Source organism: Vibrio kanaloae, from assembly GCF_024347535.1.
GTDB classification, from domain to species: Bacteria; Pseudomonadota; Gammaproteobacteria; order Enterobacterales; family Vibrionaceae; genus Vibrio; species Vibrio kanaloae.
On sequence record NZ_AP025498.1, the window covers coordinates 1,034,494 to 1,050,089 of the forward strand.

General features: G+C 45.1%; 17 protein-coding genes and 1 pseudogene. 14 read left to right on the forward strand and 4 right to left on the reverse strand.

Annotation, left to right across the window (positions count from 1 at the left end; all coding sequences use genetic code 11):
• Nucleotides 1–6: 6 nt before the first annotated feature.
• From OCV24_RS18850 to OCV24_RS18865, 4 genes are read left to right on the forward strand one after another with little or no spacing between them, the layout of a single operon-like run.
• Complete coding sequence (locus OCV24_RS18850) at nt 7–942, forward strand: metal ABC transporter solute-binding protein, Zn/Mn family (protein ID WP_102506343.1); 936 nt, start codon at nt 7–9, stop codon at nt 940–942.
• Nucleotides 942–1,676, forward strand: coding sequence for a metal ABC transporter ATP-binding protein (locus tag OCV24_RS18855; RefSeq protein ID WP_102506344.1), 735 nt, complete (start codon nt 942–944; stop codon nt 1,674–1,676). The genes OCV24_RS18850 and OCV24_RS18855 overlap by 1 nt, the downstream gene beginning before the upstream one ends.
• On the forward strand, nt 1,676–2,551 hold the full coding sequence (locus OCV24_RS18860; RefSeq protein WP_137008783.1) for a metal ABC transporter permease: 876 nt from the start codon (nt 1,676–1,678) through the stop codon (nt 2,549–2,551). Before OCV24_RS18855 ends, OCV24_RS18860 begins: the two co-directional genes overlap by 1 nt.
• Nucleotides 2,552–2,553: 2 nt before the next feature.
• On the forward strand, nt 2,554–3,477 hold the full coding sequence (locus OCV24_RS18865) for an ABC transporter substrate-binding protein (protein WP_150877243.1): 924 nt from the start codon (nt 2,554–2,556) through the stop codon (nt 3,475–3,477).
• 116 nt (nt 3,478–3,593) lie between these two features.
• Here the strand turns inward: OCV24_RS18865 and OCV24_RS18870 are convergent, their stop codons facing one another.
• Nucleotides 3,594–3,803, reverse strand: a complete 210-nt coding sequence (locus OCV24_RS18870; protein WP_046223552.1) for a DUF2986 domain-containing protein — start codon at nt 3,801–3,803, stop codon at nt 3,594–3,596.
• A gap of 97 nt (nt 3,804–3,900) precedes the next feature.
• Between OCV24_RS18870 and OCV24_RS18875 the strand changes: the two genes are divergently transcribed.
• Nucleotides 3,901–4,416: a GNAT family N-acetyltransferase gene (locus OCV24_RS18875; protein ID WP_046223553.1), complete on the forward strand. Its 516-nt coding sequence runs from the start codon at nt 3,901–3,903 to the stop codon at nt 4,414–4,416.
• A 2-nt stretch (nt 4,417–4,418) separates the two neighbouring features.
• Entirely contained in the window at nt 4,419–4,814 is a 396-nt protein-coding gene (locus OCV24_RS18880) for a nitrous oxide-stimulated promoter family protein (RefSeq protein WP_150877241.1), read from the forward strand.
• Between the two features lie 105 nt (nt 4,815–4,919).
• Here OCV24_RS18880 and OCV24_RS18885 read toward each other — a convergent pair whose 3' ends face one another.
• Complete coding sequence (locus OCV24_RS18885; RefSeq protein WP_046223555.1) at nt 4,920–6,317, reverse strand: MATE family efflux transporter; 1,398 nt, start codon at nt 6,315–6,317, stop codon at nt 4,920–4,922.
• Between the two features lie 50 nt (nt 6,318–6,367).
• Here OCV24_RS18885 and OCV24_RS18890 point away from each other — a divergent pair, with 50 nt between their 5' ends.
• The gene (locus OCV24_RS18890; RefSeq protein WP_017058249.1) at nt 6,368–7,261 is read left to right on the forward strand and encodes a helix-turn-helix domain-containing protein; all 894 of its coding nucleotides are present in this window, start codon (nt 6,368–6,370) and stop codon (nt 7,259–7,261) included.
• Between the two features lie 236 nt (nt 7,262–7,497).
• Here OCV24_RS18890 and OCV24_RS18895 read toward each other — a convergent pair whose 3' ends face one another.
• A complete protein-coding gene (locus OCV24_RS18895) occupies nt 7,498–8,649 on the reverse strand; it encodes an MFS transporter (RefSeq protein ID WP_150877239.1) in 1,152 nt (383 codons plus the stop codon).
• Nucleotides 8,650–8,941: 292 nt separating this feature from the next.
• Here OCV24_RS18895 and OCV24_RS18900 point away from each other — a divergent pair.
• Together OCV24_RS18900 and OCV24_RS18905 are read left to right on the forward strand one after the other, a co-directional pair.
• Nucleotides 8,942–9,234: pseudogene (locus tag OCV24_RS18900) on the forward strand (AMP-binding enzyme); the annotation flags it as partial.
• Nucleotides 9,227–10,876 (forward strand): GMC family oxidoreductase, encoded by a 1,650-nt coding sequence (locus tag OCV24_RS18905; protein WP_150877237.1) that lies wholly within the window; start codon nt 9,227–9,229, stop codon nt 10,874–10,876. The pseudogene OCV24_RS18900 and the gene OCV24_RS18905, both read left to right, overlap by 8 nt.
• An 86-nt stretch (nt 10,877–10,962) precedes the next feature.
• Here the strand turns inward: OCV24_RS18905 and trxC are convergent, their stop codons facing one another.
• Nucleotides 10,963–11,397, reverse strand: coding sequence for a thioredoxin TrxC (gene trxC, locus OCV24_RS18910; RefSeq protein ID WP_016787647.1), 435 nt, complete (start codon nt 11,395–11,397; stop codon nt 10,963–10,965).
• A gap of 122 nt (nt 11,398–11,519) precedes the next feature.
• On the opposite strand from trxC, the gene OCV24_RS18915 reads away from it, so the two are divergent.
• The 5 genes from OCV24_RS18915 to OCV24_RS18935 all read left to right on the forward strand — a co-directional run bounded on the left by OCV24_RS18915 (nt 11,520) and on the right by OCV24_RS18935 (nt 15,540).
• A complete protein-coding gene (locus OCV24_RS18915) occupies nt 11,520–12,617 on the forward strand; it encodes a ketoacyl-ACP synthase III (protein WP_017058253.1) in 1,098 nt (365 codons plus the stop codon).
• Between the two features lie 22 nt (nt 12,618–12,639).
• Nucleotides 12,640–13,104: a GNAT family N-acetyltransferase gene (locus tag OCV24_RS18920; RefSeq protein ID WP_136998504.1), complete on the forward strand. Its 465-nt coding sequence runs from the start codon at nt 12,640–12,642 to the stop codon at nt 13,102–13,104.
• 109 nt (nt 13,105–13,213) lie between these two features.
• Complete coding sequence (locus OCV24_RS18925) at nt 13,214–14,446, forward strand: glycosyltransferase family 4 protein (RefSeq protein WP_150877235.1); 1,233 nt, start codon at nt 13,214–13,216, stop codon at nt 14,444–14,446.
• A gap of 201 nt (nt 14,447–14,647) precedes the next feature.
• On the forward strand, nt 14,648–15,109 hold the full coding sequence (locus OCV24_RS18930) for a YeeE/YedE family protein (RefSeq protein WP_146441364.1): 462 nt from the start codon (nt 14,648–14,650) through the stop codon (nt 15,107–15,109).
• Nucleotides 15,109–15,540 (forward strand): YeeE/YedE family protein, encoded by a 432-nt coding sequence (locus OCV24_RS18935; protein WP_150877233.1) that lies wholly within the window; start codon nt 15,109–15,111, stop codon nt 15,538–15,540. The genes OCV24_RS18930 and OCV24_RS18935 overlap by 1 nt, the downstream gene beginning before the upstream one ends.
• Nucleotides 15,541–15,596 lie beyond the last annotated feature (56 nt).

Below are 15,596 nucleotides of genomic sequence, written 5' to 3' on the forward strand. Positions count from 1 at the left end.
ATTACTATGCGAATTATGACTCTATTGATGTCGTTATTGGCGGTGTTCATGACACCCAATGCATTGGCAAAAGAATACAAGATCGATAGCGATAAGCTAACGATTGGCATAACCCTCCAACCTTATTACAGCTATGTAAAAGCGGTGGTGGGTGACAAAGTGAACATTCTTCCTTTGGTTGACGCAGGTTTCAACCCACACAATTATTTACCACAACCCAATGATTTAAAGCGATTGAGCCAGATGGATGCAATCGTAGTAAACGGTATTGGTCATGACGACTTTGCGCTTAAAGTGATTTCAGCCGCGCAACGTGATGATTTAGTCGTGATTGAGGCAAACAAGGAAGTGCCTTTGCTTCCTGCTCTTGGCCAGTCTGTTGGTCAAGGTGCCGTTAACCCGCATACCTTTGTTGGGCTTTCGACAACGATTCAAAAGGTTTACACCATCGCCAGTGAAGTCTCTAAACTCGACCCAGACAACGCTACGTTTTATCGCAAGAACGCACGTAAGTACGCCAAGCAATTTCGCTTTATGAAGCGTGATGCGATGTTGTCATTAGGTGAGTTAGATACATCAGGTATGAAAGTAGCGACTACGCACAATGCTTATGGCTACATTCTTCAAGAATTTGGTGTTGATGTGGCGGCAGTGATAGAACCTGCACACGGTGTTGAACCAAGTGCGAGCCAGCTACAAGAAACGATCGAAAAGATCCGCGCATCGGGCATTGATGTTCTGTTCTACGAGCTCAACATGCCAAACCGTTTTGTTGACACCATTGAAGCGGAAACTGGCGTTCAGCTTTACCGTTTCTCTCACATGACGCACGGCGAATATGAAGACGATAAAGTCGAAGTTGAGATGAAGAAGAACCTAGAAACGTTAATCGAAGCAATGAAATTTGCGGCAGCGAACCAAGATAAAAGCGGGAACGCATAATGCTGGGTCCATCGATTTCAATTAATCAACTCGGTCTACAATACGACAACAATGTGATTCTTGATGATATCTCGCTCGAACTTAAAGCGGGTCAGTGTCACGTGATCATGGGGCCAAACGGCGGTGGCAAAACCTCTTTGCTGCGTTCTGTTCTTGGTATTACGCCTTTCTCTGGACAAATCAATATTCATTGGCCAGAAAAGCCAAGTATTGGTTATGTTCCTCAAAAGGCGACCTTCGAATCGAGCTTACCTCTGACGGTCATGGATTTTGTGTTACTCAATCAAACTCGAATCCCACTGTTTTGGCGTCGAAAATCCAAGCAATTGGATCTTGCATTAGCGCAGCTAGACCGTGTTGGTATGGCGACTCGTAGTGACCGTCGTATGGGGCAGTTATCGGGCGGTGAACAACAACGTGTGTTGTTTGCACAAGCCTTATTGGATAACCCAAGCTTACTGGTGTTGGACGAACCGACTACTGGTATGGACGAGCAGGGCGTTCGTTATCTTGAATCTCTCATTCGTGAATGCGTTGATGAAGGCCGCACGATTCTTGCGGTTCACCACGATGTCACCGCAGTGCGTCGCCTTGAAGCGAACGTACATGTTATTAATCGATTCTTGGTTGATAGCGGTCCACACGAACAAGTATTGCATCAAAGCAAAATTGAAAGCTTATTCCAGCATTACAGCAGTGGTACAGCCATCGTTAACTCGAAGGAGGTGGCGTAATGGATTGGTTACGACAACTTGCCGCAACTGGTGTTGAAGCGGGTTGGTTATCAGACAGCTTCATGTATGCGTTCATGGTGAATGCACTGGTTGCCGCGTTATTACTTGGCCCGTTACTAGGTGGCCTTGGTACTTTGGTGATCGCGAAGCGTCTGGCTTTCTTCTCTGAAGCCGTCGGTCACGCAGCGTTAACCGGTATCGCTATTGGTGTTTTGCTTGGCGAGCCACCAGAAAACCCAATCATTGGTTTGTTTAGCTTCTGTATGATCTTCGCTCTGCTTCTTCATTTTGTAAGAAACAGAACCAACGTGCCATACGATACCCTAGTCGGTGTTTTCCTTGCACTAGCGTTAGCGGTTGGTGCGGCATTGCTGATGTATGTGGCACGTAAGATCAATATTCACATGCTTGAGAATGTACTGTTTGGTTCAATTCTTACCGTAACGGACCAAGATTTGATGATTCTCGCAGGCAGTTGCGCACTCATCATTTTGCTCTTAATACCAACGTTCAACCGTATTCTGCTGACTTGTATCAGCCCTGATATTGCCAAGGTACGTGGTTACAACACCAGTTTCTACGACTACTTGTTTGTCATGATGATCACCTTAGTGACGATTGCAGCCGTGAAGATAGTGGGTGCGGTTCTGGTCGGCGCGTTATTGCTGATCCCAGGAGCAACAGCTCGACTGCTAACTAAACGCATGGGCAGCTTTGTTTTACTGTCTGCGTTGTTGGCAACTATCGCATGTTTGGTCGGAACAGTATTGCCGATGGAACTTAAACTGCCAGTGCCATCGGGTGCGTCAATCATCATCGTTTCCGCAACATTTTTCCTAGCGGCAACGCTATACCGAATTGTAAGAAAGGCATAATCATGACTTCTTTAATGAATCGTATTTCAAGTTCACTAAAAGCAACGGCTCAAGTGAGTGCAGTCAGCAGCATATTGTTAGGTACCCCAATCGTGTCTTTCAACGTAAATGCAGAGGATATCCTCACCAGTACGCCCGTGACCTACGCGTTAGCGACAGAGCTAACCAAAGGCACTGACATTACGACCGAGTACCTACCACCAAAACGCTACGGTATTGATCGTCTGCCGAATTGGTTTGGTACCAAGGGCGTAAGCAAAGTACTTAAATCAGGTGAAAAGGCGACCGTTGCGTTAACGTTGTCATCCATCTGGCAAGCTGATCCTACCTTTGTATACGCAAGACAAGGTAACATCCGTTTGGTTGAGGTGGATGCGGCTCAAGCGATTACACCGCGTGCACAAGGTGTTGCGGCGATTACATTGTCGAATGGTGATGTGTCTAAATACGCCTGGTTAAACCCAACTAACTTAACGCGTATGGCGGCAATTGTAGCTGACGACTTTAAGTTATTGTGGCCAGCACAATCTGAGACGATTGATAGCAACCTACAACGCGTGATGCTTGATGTTCGTGAACTGATTAACAAGCAACAGGCGGTGTTATTGGATAACGACGTAGATTCAGTGTTGTTGCTTTCAGAAAGCTTGGAAGATTTTGTTTCAGGTAGCCAACTGTTTGTTGAAGAACGTATGTTCAAAGCCGAACTGGAATGGACAAAACAAGACAAAGCCAAGCTCAAAGCGATGTTTTTTGAAGATGATACTCTATGGTTAGTCACAGCGAAAAAGCCAAGCAACTTAATTAAATCACTAGTTCCGAATGAGCGTATCTTAGTGGTTGATTCCGTTGATCGTTGGGGACGAGTGGGGATTGATGCAAAAGCGCCGTTTGCACGCTGGGAAGTACAGCCTTTCAAAAGTTAATCAGTGAAATTAAAAGCGGTAGGATCAAAAAAAGCAGCCTAAATAGAGGCTGCTTTTTTGTATTTGTCCATTGGCTCCGTTTAGAGTGTTAGACAAGAGAACTGCGAGTTTAAAACTTACTCTACAGCTTTTTCCTCTTCAGCTTCAACAGTTGCTTCGACTGCCCCCTCAACTTGTTCTTGAGCGGCTTTCTCTTGTTCTTCCGCTTCCATTTTTGCGCGGTCAGCTTTAGAAATGTAGCGAGGTTTGTTGCTACCATGCAGTTTTGAATTCGCCTGTTTCTGCTTCTTTTTTAGAATTTGATTAATTTTTTTCTTACGGTTCATTGCTGCATAGCCTTGTATTTAGTTTAGGCGGTGGAGGATAATCATTTTAGTTCTAGAACTCAATATTTACATGGTACTCAGCAAGGAAAATATCACTATGCAGGCAGTCGAGACCGAACGTTTACGATTAAGAATGATTACCTATCAAGATGCGGCGTTTATTCAACGATTATACAGCTCAGAAGATTTCCTGCGTTACATTGGTGATAAGGAAATCAGCGATACTGAAAAGGCTGTGGAGTACATCGAAAACAACATTCTTAAGATGCATGAAGAGAAAGGCGTCTGTTTGTTGATGGTTGAAATCAAGGATTCTTCAACACCAATTGGTATCTGCGGATTAATCAAAAGGGATACCTTAGAGTCGCATGATATTGGTTATGGTTTCGTTCCTGAAGTCTATGGTAAAGGTTTTGCCCAAGAAGCAGCGGAAGCGATAATTGAACAAGCTAAGCAGAATGCTGACATCGGTCATTTAGTTGCCATCACAACCTCTGATAACATTCGAAGTATCGCATTGCTGACTAAACTAGGTTTTGTGTTTGAGCGAGTCGAAGACGTATTAAGTGAAAGCGTCAATCTCAACCTGTACGGTTTATCTCTGGGCAATTAATCATGTTTCAACATAACAACATTCTTCAAGGTGAACTCGCAACGGAGTACAAAACCGTTATAGCGATGGTGCACATCTACTGTAAAGCTCACCACGGTGAAGATCGTCAGAATAACGCGTTATGTGAAGAGTGTGAGCAACTGTTGCGTTACGCCGAAACACGGCTCGATAGATGTCCTTATGGTGAAGCAAAACCGACCTGTAACAAGTGTCCAATTCATTGCTATAAACCTGATCCGAAAGAGCAAATGCGTTTAGTGATGCGTTATGCCGGGCCACGAATGCTACTTAAGCATCCTATCTTAGCGATTCGACATTTGATACATGAAAAACGAAAGGTGCCAGAGAAGCCACTGCTGAATGTGTCTAACCGCCATATGAGAATGAACAAGAAGTAAATTATGCTCTAAAAACGGTTATACCAAAAATGAAAAAGGTCTGATTTATCAGACCTTTTTGTGTTTATAGCCGATGCCTAAACCTAAAACCTTGAACGTAAGAGATTATGCCGCTTGTGGTTCTTCGTATGTCACCGTTAGGTTGTTGATCCAGCGTCGGCTTAGGTAACGATGAGAACAAATTACCAGTTTCACCACTTCTTCTACCAACATCAAACCATAGATGTATTTGAAATCCCATCCAGCGACAAACGCGCCGTAGACACATACTGGAATACCCACCATCCACATCGCAATGAAATCCATACGCAGGCAGAACGCATTATCGCCACCAGCGCGAATAATACCGTTGATGATCACCATGTTCAGCATGCGAATCACCACAGCAAAACACATAATGGCTATTGCAGGTGAAGCGAGTGGGTAGAGTGCACCTGTAGAAAGGTTCAGCCATGTTAGAACATGCTCTTTGCCCATAAACAGTAGCAATCCAACAACCGCGCCGAAGCCAACGACGGCTTTAATGAATGTCAACCCCATGCTCATTGCATCATCAAATTCATCACGACCCAGTGAGTGACCAAGTAGCACTGAACATGCCACCGAAATACCAAAGAAAATCGAGTAACACAACGACTCAAACGGCGCGAGCATAGAGAACACGGCAAGTTCCGTTGTGCCCATGTGACCGAAGATCATTTGGTACGCCATCGTTCCCATTGCCCATAACACGGCATTCATCGTGAGTGGCAAAGCAATACGACGGTAAGATAACCATAATGACGGACGATGTGGTGAGCTAGGCGTGGTTAACAACCAGTGTTTACGCATGCGCATGTAGCCGTACATTAAGCCAACTTGAATTGCGCGAGCGAGTGTCGTCGCCAGTGCTGCACCTGCTACGCCCATAGCGGGAATACCAAAAGCACCTTTGATTAGAACGAAGTTAAGCGCAATGTTGAGTGCAATGGTCACCGCGCCCAATAGTAGTGGAGTTACGGTGTCACCCGATGAGCGCATGCTTGCTTCTACTACGACGACAATGTGAGTCAGCAGTAGAACAGGGAAGCCATACCATAGGTAAGTCGCGCCAAGTTCAATTACGGTTTGATCGCTGGTTTGCAACATCATTAAAAACTGAGAACCAAGAGTGATGATTGCAGTAACAGGCAACAGAACTTTTAAGCCAAACACCATAGCGATAGATGATACTGTTCGCGCGCTTTTTCGGTCATTCCTTCCCCAGTATTGAGCAACTAATGTTCCGTTTGCTGAGGCCAACCCTGCCATAATCATAATCGCAACGAAGTGCCATTTTGATGCAATTCCCACAGCGGCAGCTGCTTCCATACCATAATCACTGACCATTAAGACGTCAGCAAGGGCAAGAATAGCCACCAGTGCACTTTGCAAAGCAACGGGCAAACCAAGTTTAACGATACGAGGTAAGATGCTTTCTGGCTTGTTATTCATAGATGAGTTAGGGTTGATGTTAGTTGTCATAAGCTCTCCGATTTATGGCAGAACTATAGTGACTTGAGTGAAGTAACAACATGTTTAAAAAACAACAAAACCTGTGCGAATCCGTCATTGATGTTATGAAGCCTAAAACAACGTGGCAAGATGAAGTTTTTCTCGCAGAGCATTGCAAAGAACGTTTTTTGACCGTTGAAGATATCCCAGAGATGAAAAGCTGCGGTGTCTATATGGGTGGCATGGCGAAGCTGTATGACGCGTATTGGGTTGAGCGTGAATCTGTGAATGTTCATACGTTGATTTTTACTCAAGAAGGAGGCGGAATACTCACCACCTCAACCTCGGTACAAGCCATCACGCCATACACGCTTGTGGTTCTGCCTGCGGGAACGTCATTTCGCTTCGAGCTTGATCCTCAATACAATTATTGGAAAATGGCGTGGATGCTGACGCCTGATACATTGCAATGGCAACATATTGCGGGCTTGGGTCAGAGTATTGTGCCTTTCGGAGAGTGCGAACAGGTTTGGTCGCTGATGAACTTGATTCACTTTGAAATTGGCGGCCGTGCAAGTTATAGAAAACTCCTCATGAGCGAGATCATTCGAACCCTAACGGGGTTTGAGCCTAAATCGACCAACACCACAGCGCGTGTTCAAGCGTTATACAACGAAATCGAAAGTAGTCTGCATTTAACGTGGACAGTGGCAGGTATGGCGGAGCGGGTGTTTATCAGTGAAGAACAGCTAAACCGAGTGACTAAATTACTGTTTAACGTTTCCCCTCGTAGCAAGTTGATCCAGCTTAGAATGGACAAAGCGACCAGTTTGTTGAAACATCAAGATTGGTCGGTGTCGATGATTGCCAATCGATTAGGCTACAAAGATCCTTATAATTTCTCACATCGTTTCAAAAAGCATTTTGGGCTGTCACCAAGTCAATACCGAAAGAGTCACCGAGTCACAAGTTAAGCGACTGCTCTTTTGTTTGAAGGGTTAGGAAGGTTGTGATGTTGATGTTTTTCAATTTTGGCGTCGAATTTTATGTGTTTATGGGTTTTCTTATCGAGGTTGACTTCCCAAAATTGAAAAGGGGGCTTCTCCTTGAAACTAAATAGTCTGAATGAGAGCCCCCCAAACATCATCAATTGTCACAATGCAGCGACTTGTGTGATTATAATTCAATGATACAGACGCGATTTAATTACTTACTCGCCTGCGATTTGAAGAGGAGAGCGTTTGAGGCTCGCCATAAGCATGTAAATAGTTGTCGCAAGCAGAGACGCAAATAGGTAAGTAAATAGACCTGCTTGTGAATCCATGAAGCTGTCTGCTACTAGTGGGCCTGCAACCGAACCAATGCTGTAACAAAGCAGCATGATTTGAGTCACTGAAACCAGATAGCTTGGGTTTAAGTTACGGCAACCTAAGTTAATTGCTATAGGGTAAAGGGCAAATGTCGCCATCCCCAACACAAACAAGCTCATGCCTAACATTTGAAGCTCGTGATTCATAGTCAATGCAGCAATGCTCGCGACACCGAGTAAGCTGAACAAAGCCATCAACAGAACTTGACCTACATAACGTGATAACCAAGTCACCATAGGCTGAACAGCCATACCCCCCATAATAACCAAAGCCATTAAGCTTCCAATGTCAGATTGAGAAATGTTGCGCTGAGCTAGCTCAACAGGCATCAAGCCATAAATCGCGCCTAGCGTTAGGCCCGATACGATACAACCAATTAGAGCGCTGTGGCTCAACTTGCTGACTTGCTTAAAAGACAAAGACTGCGCATCGTGGATCGGTGGTGGTGTCGCTTGTCCGTATATTAATACAATGATTGCCCCAAACAACAGGGTGAAAATTGCGATGAAAGGGACACCGCCTGTAATCCCTAGGTAACCAATGCCAAGCTGACCAATAGCCGAGCCACCATAGAGTGAACACATATAGATAGCTAAGCGTTTTGCTCGTTGTGACTCTTCACCGCTCATTAACCAAGATTCAACGATCACGAAAATGCCTGCCACAGAAACACCTGCGACAAAGCGAGCAAGTAACCATATTGTTTGGTGTGGAAGCATTGGTAACACAATGATTGTAGAGATGAAAATGCTCAGTGCCATCACAAATGCGTCTTTGTGACCAATACGAGCAATTGCACGTTCAATCAATAACGTACCAGCCAGTAGACCCGCATAGAATGCACTCGCCAGCCAACTCGATAAACTACTGTCTAGGCCATACTCAGAAAGCATTAATGGTAGTGAGCTCATTAAGTAGCCTGAAGCGATCGCGTAAAAAGACAGCGCAATAACCGGAACGGTGATGCGAGTTGGTGGTTGAACGTTTTCCAATGCAGGAGCCTCTATCTAAAGTGAAAGAAATTAAGAATTTTCCGCGACTATGTAGTAGAAAGTGAATTGGGTAAAACGAATAAAAATGGTCGTTAAGATAAAAGAGATCTATCGTCTATATACACCAAAATACAATGAAGATATTTTATGATCTGTTATCAATTTATAAGGTTAGAAAAGCCGTTAATCCTTTTATCATTGGCTTTTAATTTGGAAGAGAATAGACCGTTGACTTGAACTTAGTTACAAAACAAATTCAATGAACCGTATATAGACACGCGTGTATCCGTGAGAAATCGAAGAAGTGTTGATGTGCCACCCCGATGTGGAAATGGTCGCGGCGGTGGGTGAACGATCATGATCCTCTAGACGAAATCTAGTCGAAAAAATTCGCGCTCATGTGGTGCTTCACGAACATACACAATGTGATAGTGCTATGTTGATAGCATGGTGTAGTGAGCAACTCGCGACTACCAATACCCTTGCAAGGTGTTCATTCGTAAAGCGCTACCAATGACGGCGACAGGCAAAATTTTGAAACGAGAATTACACCCACTAGAAATAACGGAGATGACCAATGGATAGTTATGATTTTATTGTTGTTGGCGGAGGTTCGGCTGGGTGTGTGATGGCTTCTCGGTTGTCGGAAGATCCTAATGTGACGGTTTGCTTGTTAGAAGCGGGCGGTAAAGACACGAGCCCCTTTATTCACACACCCGTTGGCGTGGTCGCGATGATGCCAACCAAACTCAATAATTGGGCATTCGAAACGGTTGAACAGCCGGGTTTGAACGGTCGTAAAGGCTACCAACCAAGGGGAAAGACACTTGGCGGGTCTAGCTCTATCAATGCAATGATGTATGCCCGTGGGCACCGCTACGACTACGACACATGGGAAAGCTTAGGTAATGCTGGCTGGAACTATGAATCGTGTCTGCCTTACTTTAAAAAAGCAGAGAATAACGAAGTCCACCAAGATGAATATCACGGCCAAGGTGGTCCTCTTAATGTGGCTAACCTTCGATCTCCAAGCCCTATGTTGGAACGTTATTTAACGGCGTGTGAATCGATAGGTGTGCCTCGTAATGAGGATATTAACGGTGCTGCTCAGTTTGGGGCGATGCCGACGCAGGTAACACAGCTGAATGGCGAACGATGCAGTGCTGCCAAGGCTTACTTAACGCCAAACCTTTCACGAACGAATCTCACGGTCGTTACTAAAGCCACCACACATAAGGTCTTGTTTGAAGGCAAGAAGGCGGTCGGCGTTGAATATGGCTCTAACGGAAAGCGTTATCAAATACGTTCTAACAAAGAGGTGATTCTATCTGCTGGCGCGTTTGGTTCTCCGCAATTGCTGTTACTGTCGGGTGTCGGTGCTGAAGCTGAACTAGAGACGCATGGCATCGAACAAGTTCATGAATTACCTGGAGTGGGAAAGAACCTTCAAGACCATATCGACTTAGTGCACTCGTACAAATGCAGTGAAAAGCGTGAAACCTTCGGCATCTCGCTGCAAATGGCCTCTGAAATGACCAAAGCCTTACCGCTATGGCACAAAGAACGCCGCGGTAAGATGAGCAGCAATTTTGCAGAGGGGATAGGCTTTCTCTGTTCCGAAGAGCATATCGCTGTGCCGGATTTAGAGTTTGTATTTGTGGTCGCTGTTGTAGATGACCACGCCAGAAAAATACATACCAGTCATGGGTTTACCTCTCACGTCACCTTACTACGACCGAAAAGCATAGGAACCGTGATGCTCAATAGCAGTGATCCCTATGATCCGCCTAAGATCGATCCTGCGTTTTTCAGTCATCCTGAAGATATGGAGATCATGATTAAGGGTTGGAAGAAGCAGTATCAAATGTTAGAGAGTTCCGCGTTTGATGATATCCGTGGCAACGCTTTCTACCCCGTAGACGCCAGTGATGACAAGGCTATCGAGCAAGATATTCGCAACCGTGCAGACACACAATATCACCCGGTGGGTACCTGTAAAATGGGACCTAGTAGCGATTCATTAGCAGTGGTGGACAAAGATCTCAAAGTTTATGGATTGGATAATTTGAGAGTCATTGATGCTTCTGTGATGCCGACACTGATTGGGGCAAACACCAATGCACCAACCATTATGATTGCCGAGAAAGTCGCAGACCAGATCAAACAGCAATACGGATTAGGTAAGCAAGAATCTAGTATTCAAGAGAAAGGCGAAGCTGTGGTTTAATTCAAGAAGTTAAGTGATAACCATAAATAAAACAGTAGGTTAGAGAGTCTTGGTTTGATACGACTCTCTAACCTATTTTTGTGTGCTTACTTAGCTAGTGCTTGATTAAGCCACTGATCAAATTGACCTTTTGGCAGTGCACCGTTAATCGTATCGACACGTTTACCGTCTTTAAACACCATCACGGTCGGAATGCTTCTGATTTGATACATTGCTGCGAGCTGCTGCTGAGCTTCAGTATCAATCTTAACGAATCGAACATCTCCAGAGCGTTCTTTTGCAACGTCACTGAACACTGGCGCAAAGCCAACACATGGGTTGCACCATGTCGCCCAGAAATCGACAACCACAGGTTGTGAACTGTTCAAGATAGATTGAAAATTAAGTGACGTTCCCTCGATAGGAGCGCCATCGAGCAGTGCTGTTTTGCACTTACCACAAGTTGGGCTTTCTGAAATTCTTTCTGAAGGAACTCGGTTTACGCCATTACAAGAAGGGCAGCGTGTGTTGAATGTAGACATAACTTTCTCTTTTTATTGCAACTCCGTGGCTAACGCGATTTACGAATCACGCACAGAGCGCTTATACTGTTTAAAACTAGAATACGATACTTAAATAAAAACAAACAATAAATAGGTAAATGATGACAAAATTTTACGCCGAAATTACTGGCTGGGGAAAGTGTCTGCCACCAGCCGTGCTGTCCAATGATGATCTAAGCACTTTCATTGATACGTCTGACGAGTGGATTCGAACTCGAACTGGTATCGAAAACCGTCGTATCAGTCATGTAAATACCTCTGAGCTAGCGACTGTTGCTGCGAAACATGCCATGGCGTGTGCTGGTCTAGCGGCTGAAGACATCGACCTAGTTATCATCGCGACGTGCAGCCCAGACTCACTGATCCCAAACACTGCATCTAAGGTTCAACAGAACCTAGGCATTAAAAGCGCAGCGGCTTTCGACCTTAACGCTGCGTGTACTGGCTTCATTTACGGTGTTGAAACGGCGACTCGACTGATTCAAGCGGGTAACTACCGCAATGCGATCGTTGTAGGCGCAGAACGCCTGTCATTCTTCATTGATTGGACCAAGCGTGATACCGCGGTTCTTTTCGGTGATGGCGCTGGCGCTGTGGTTCTATCTCGCACCGAAGAACAAGTTGGCTTACAAGAAGCGCAAATCGGTTGTGACGCAGAGGGCCGTGACATTCTAGCAGTACCAAAATTCGGTACATCTATGGACCGCTTTGCTGCTGATAACGGTTACTGGGACTTTGATTTCGTTGGTAAAGAGATCTTCAAGCGTGCAGTGAAAGGCATGGGCGCAGCGGCACACACAGTGTTGAGCCGCACAGGTATCTCAACCGACAACATCGACGTTGTGATCCCGCACCAAGCGAACATCCGAATCATTCAAACTCTGTGTGATATGGCGGGTATCGATCGTGAGAAAGCGTTTGTTAACATCCAAAATTACGGCAACACATCCGCAGCGACTGTGCCAATCGCATTGTGTGAATCGCTAGAGCAAGGTTTCGTTAAGCCTAACGACAACATTCTTGTTGCAGCATTTGGTGCGGGTTTAACGTGGGGTGCTGGCCACATTAAGTGGGGCAGCCGCGTTGAACCGTTAGGTCAATCGGATGCTAAGCTTCCGGAAGCTGATAAATCTGCTTTAGAGCTTCTAGAAAGAGCCATTTTACACTGTAAAACGCGTCCTAATTCTGAGAACGAATAGTAGTATGGCCCAAGTTCGTTTTATGACAGAAGCCGATCTCGATGTGGCGGCTTTGGTTCATCAATCTGCCTTTGTTCGACAGAAAAACTCACGATATTGGTTACAATGTAACTTAAACGCTTCACCACGATTTCTTAACTTTGTTGTTGAAAGCGAAGGTGAAGTTGTTGGTTACATTATTTGGGTGCAGAAAAGCGGGTTTAGACCTGAAGCTGTTTTAGAACTAGAGCAACTTGCCGTGTTAACAACTGCGCAGGGGAAAGGATTGGGCAAAAAGCTGATTCTGGACTCCTTGCCGCAAGTGAAACAGAAGCTAGCAGAGCAAGGATCGATGCTAAAACATGTGCTAGTGACGACCAGAGCGGATAACTTTGCACAAAAGCTCTATCAGTCGACATTAGGCGCTGAAGTCGAAACTACGATTTCAAACCTGTACTCTGCTGATGAAGTGCTTATGATAGCTCGTAATGTAGGTGAGCGAATCTGATCGCAGAGTGATTAGAACTCATTATAATCAGCGATATAAGTCGACCACGATCGATAAACGTTTTATTAGGGGCTAAGTTAGTCCCTTTTGTTATTTCTTAGGAAGTGTTTTGAAGAAAGTTTTAGCAATTGGCTACGTTTGGCCAGAACCGAATTCATCGGCGGCTGGCAGCCACATGATGTCTCTTTTACGTCTATTTAAGAGACAAGGTTGGTCAGTTGAATTTGCAACGCCAGCTCAAGAAACCGAGCACATGATCGATCTCTCTGAAGAGGGCATCACGAGCCAATCTATTCAGCTAAATTGCGATAGCTTTGACCAGTACATCGAAGAGTTGCAGCCTGATGTTGTTATGTTTGACCGTTTCATGATGGAAGAACAATTTGGCTGGCGCGTTGAGAAGGTATGCCCGAATGCCTTTAAGCTACTGGATACTGAAGATTTACAGTTCCTACGCAATGCTCGTCATGAAGCTGTTAAGAAAGAAACGGAATTGACCAAAGCACATTTGTACAGCGATTTAGCTAAACGTGAAATTGCCGCTATTCTGCGCTGTGATCTTTCGTTGATCATTTCAAGTTACGAGATGGAACTGCTTCAATCCGAGTTCAATATCGACCCCAAACTGCTTCATCACTTGCCGTTCATGGTTGATCTTAATACGCTTCCGGTAAGCACGAAAAGCTTTGAAGAACGTAGGCATTTCATGACGATAGGTAACTTTAGACATGCGCCTAACTGGGATGCTGTACTTCAGTTACAAAAGATTTGGCTGAAGATTCGCAAACAGCTGCCTGACACTGAACTTCATATTTACGGATCTTACCCACCGCCGAAAGCCACGGCTTTGCACAACCCTAAAACTGGTTTCCATATCAAAGGTTGGGCGAAAGATGCTCAAGAAGTGATGGAGCAAGCTCGAGTGTGTGTCGCGCCACTGCGTTTTGGTGCGGGCATTAAAGGTAAGTTGCTTGATGCAATGAAGCTGCAAACTCCAAACGTGACCAGTGAAATTGGTAGTGAAGGCATGTTGCCGCAAGGTGAGTTGCAATGGCCGGGCGCGGTTGCAGACGATATCGACGAGTTTGTTGAACAAGCTGTTGCTCTTTATAACGATGAAGAGAAGTGGCTCAAGGCTCAAAGTCAGTGTCATTCAATTCTTGAAGCGCACTATGAACAGAATCAACTGGGCGATAAATTGATCGAGCGTTTGATTGCGTTAGACTCCGAGCTTGAGTCTCATCGGCTGGATAACTTCTTTGGTTCGATGCTTAAGCACCACAGCATGGCAAGTACTAAGTACATGTCGCAGTGGATTGCTGAGAAGAACAAGATTAAATAACTGTTCTTTTACCAGACAGAAGAAATCTTAAGCCCTTAGGTTAACGCCTAGGGGCTTTTTTCATGCAGGATGCTTGTAAATTCCAGACTTACAAACCGAAACATACTAGCTTTATATTAGCATTGACTAATTTATATTTATTAGTAAACTCTAATTTATAGGTTGTTATGAGTTTATGATGTATATGGATAGGAGAGGTCTGTGCTTAGTTTGATTCCTTGGGATGCTTTTTTCGGTGGCATTTTGTTAGGCGTGTCGGCCATTGTTTTAATGTTGGGGATTGGTCGAGTTGCTGGTATTAGTGGCATTGTCAGCCGACTATTGCCAATTGGCACCAGTAATAAAGAACGTAAAGACGCGGATACAGCAAACACCGAAAAACATTGGCGACTTGCTTTTGTTGTCGGAATGGTCGCGAGCGGTTGGTTATTGATTCCAACGGGCTACCAACTTCCTCAATTAAAAGAGATCAACGCCGCAGTGGTTATCATAGCCGGCCTTTTGGTGGGCTTCGGCACTAAGGTTGCAAATGGCTGTACGAGCGGCCATGGCATTGTGGGAATGGCACGTTTGTCTAAACGTTCAATTGTCGCGACTTGTGTGTTTATGGGTGTGGCAATGGCAACTGTGTTGGTTAAGAATCTGATTGGTTTGGGGGCGTAATGAAAAACTCTTCGTTTACTATCGTTATTGGCTTGCTCGCAGGTCTTCTTTTCGGCGCTGGCATGATCATTTCAGGCATGGTTGATCCAAACAAAGTACTTGGCTTTTTAGACATTACAGGCGACTGGGATATCAGCTTGGCATTCGTCATGGGTGGCGCGTTATTGGTGTTCGCTCCGTTTTATCATTTGGTCATTAAAAAGCGCTCTCAAGCGGTCAATGGCGAACCGTTAGATAGCCGTAACAACCCGCTAATCGACAGAAAGCTGATTCTAGGTTCAACTGCCTTTGGTTTAGGTTGGGGGATTGCAGGCTTTTGCCCGGGGCCTGCAGTAACCAGCCTTAGTGGCGGTAACCCAACGGTATGGCTGTTCGTCTTAAGCATGCTGGTGGGAATGTGGCTGGCGGGACGTACGAATAAAACCTTCTAGCAGTGCGGATATTGCTTATCCGATAGGCTGATATGACCATTTGAGAGGTTGACTCG

Excerpts from the sequence above, each read along its gene's own strand:
- OCV24_RS18850 (WP_102506343.1), top strand. The coding sequence starts at position 7 with ATGCGAATTATGACTCTATTGATGTCGTTATTGGCGGTGTTCATGACA.
- OCV24_RS18855 (WP_102506344.1), top strand. The coding sequence starts at position 942 with ATGCTGGGTCCATCGATTTCAATTAATCAACTCGGTCTACAATACGAC.
- OCV24_RS18860 (WP_137008783.1), top strand. The coding sequence starts at position 1,676 with ATGGATTGGTTACGACAACTTGCCGCAACTGGTGTTGAAGCGGGTTGG.
- OCV24_RS18865 (WP_150877243.1), top strand. The coding sequence starts at position 2,554 with ATGACTTCTTTAATGAATCGTATTTCAAGTTCACTAAAAGCAACGGCT.
- OCV24_RS18870 (WP_046223552.1), bottom strand. The coding sequence starts at position 3,803 with ATGAACCGTAAGAAAAAAATTAATCAAATTCTAAAAAAGAAGCAGAAA.
- OCV24_RS18875 (WP_046223553.1), top strand. The coding sequence starts at position 3,901 with ATGCAGGCAGTCGAGACCGAACGTTTACGATTAAGAATGATTACCTAT.
- OCV24_RS18880 (WP_150877241.1), top strand. The coding sequence starts at position 4,419 with ATGTTTCAACATAACAACATTCTTCAAGGTGAACTCGCAACGGAGTAC.
- OCV24_RS18885 (WP_046223555.1), bottom strand. The coding sequence starts at position 6,317 with ATGACAACTAACATCAACCCTAACTCATCTATGAATAACAAGCCAGAA.
- OCV24_RS18890 (WP_017058249.1), top strand. The coding sequence starts at position 6,368 with ATGTTTAAAAAACAACAAAACCTGTGCGAATCCGTCATTGATGTTATG.
- OCV24_RS18905 (WP_150877237.1), top strand. The coding sequence starts at position 9,227 with ATGGATAGTTATGATTTTATTGTTGTTGGCGGAGGTTCGGCTGGGTGT.
- trxC (WP_016787647.1), bottom strand. The coding sequence starts at position 11,397 with ATGTCTACATTCAACACACGCTGCCCTTCTTGTAATGGCGTAAACCGA.
- OCV24_RS18915 (WP_017058253.1), top strand. The coding sequence starts at position 11,520 with ATGACAAAATTTTACGCCGAAATTACTGGCTGGGGAAAGTGTCTGCCA.
- OCV24_RS18920 (WP_136998504.1), top strand. The coding sequence starts at position 12,640 with ATGACAGAAGCCGATCTCGATGTGGCGGCTTTGGTTCATCAATCTGCC.
- OCV24_RS18935 (WP_150877233.1), top strand. The coding sequence starts at position 15,109 with ATGAAAAACTCTTCGTTTACTATCGTTATTGGCTTGCTCGCAGGTCTT.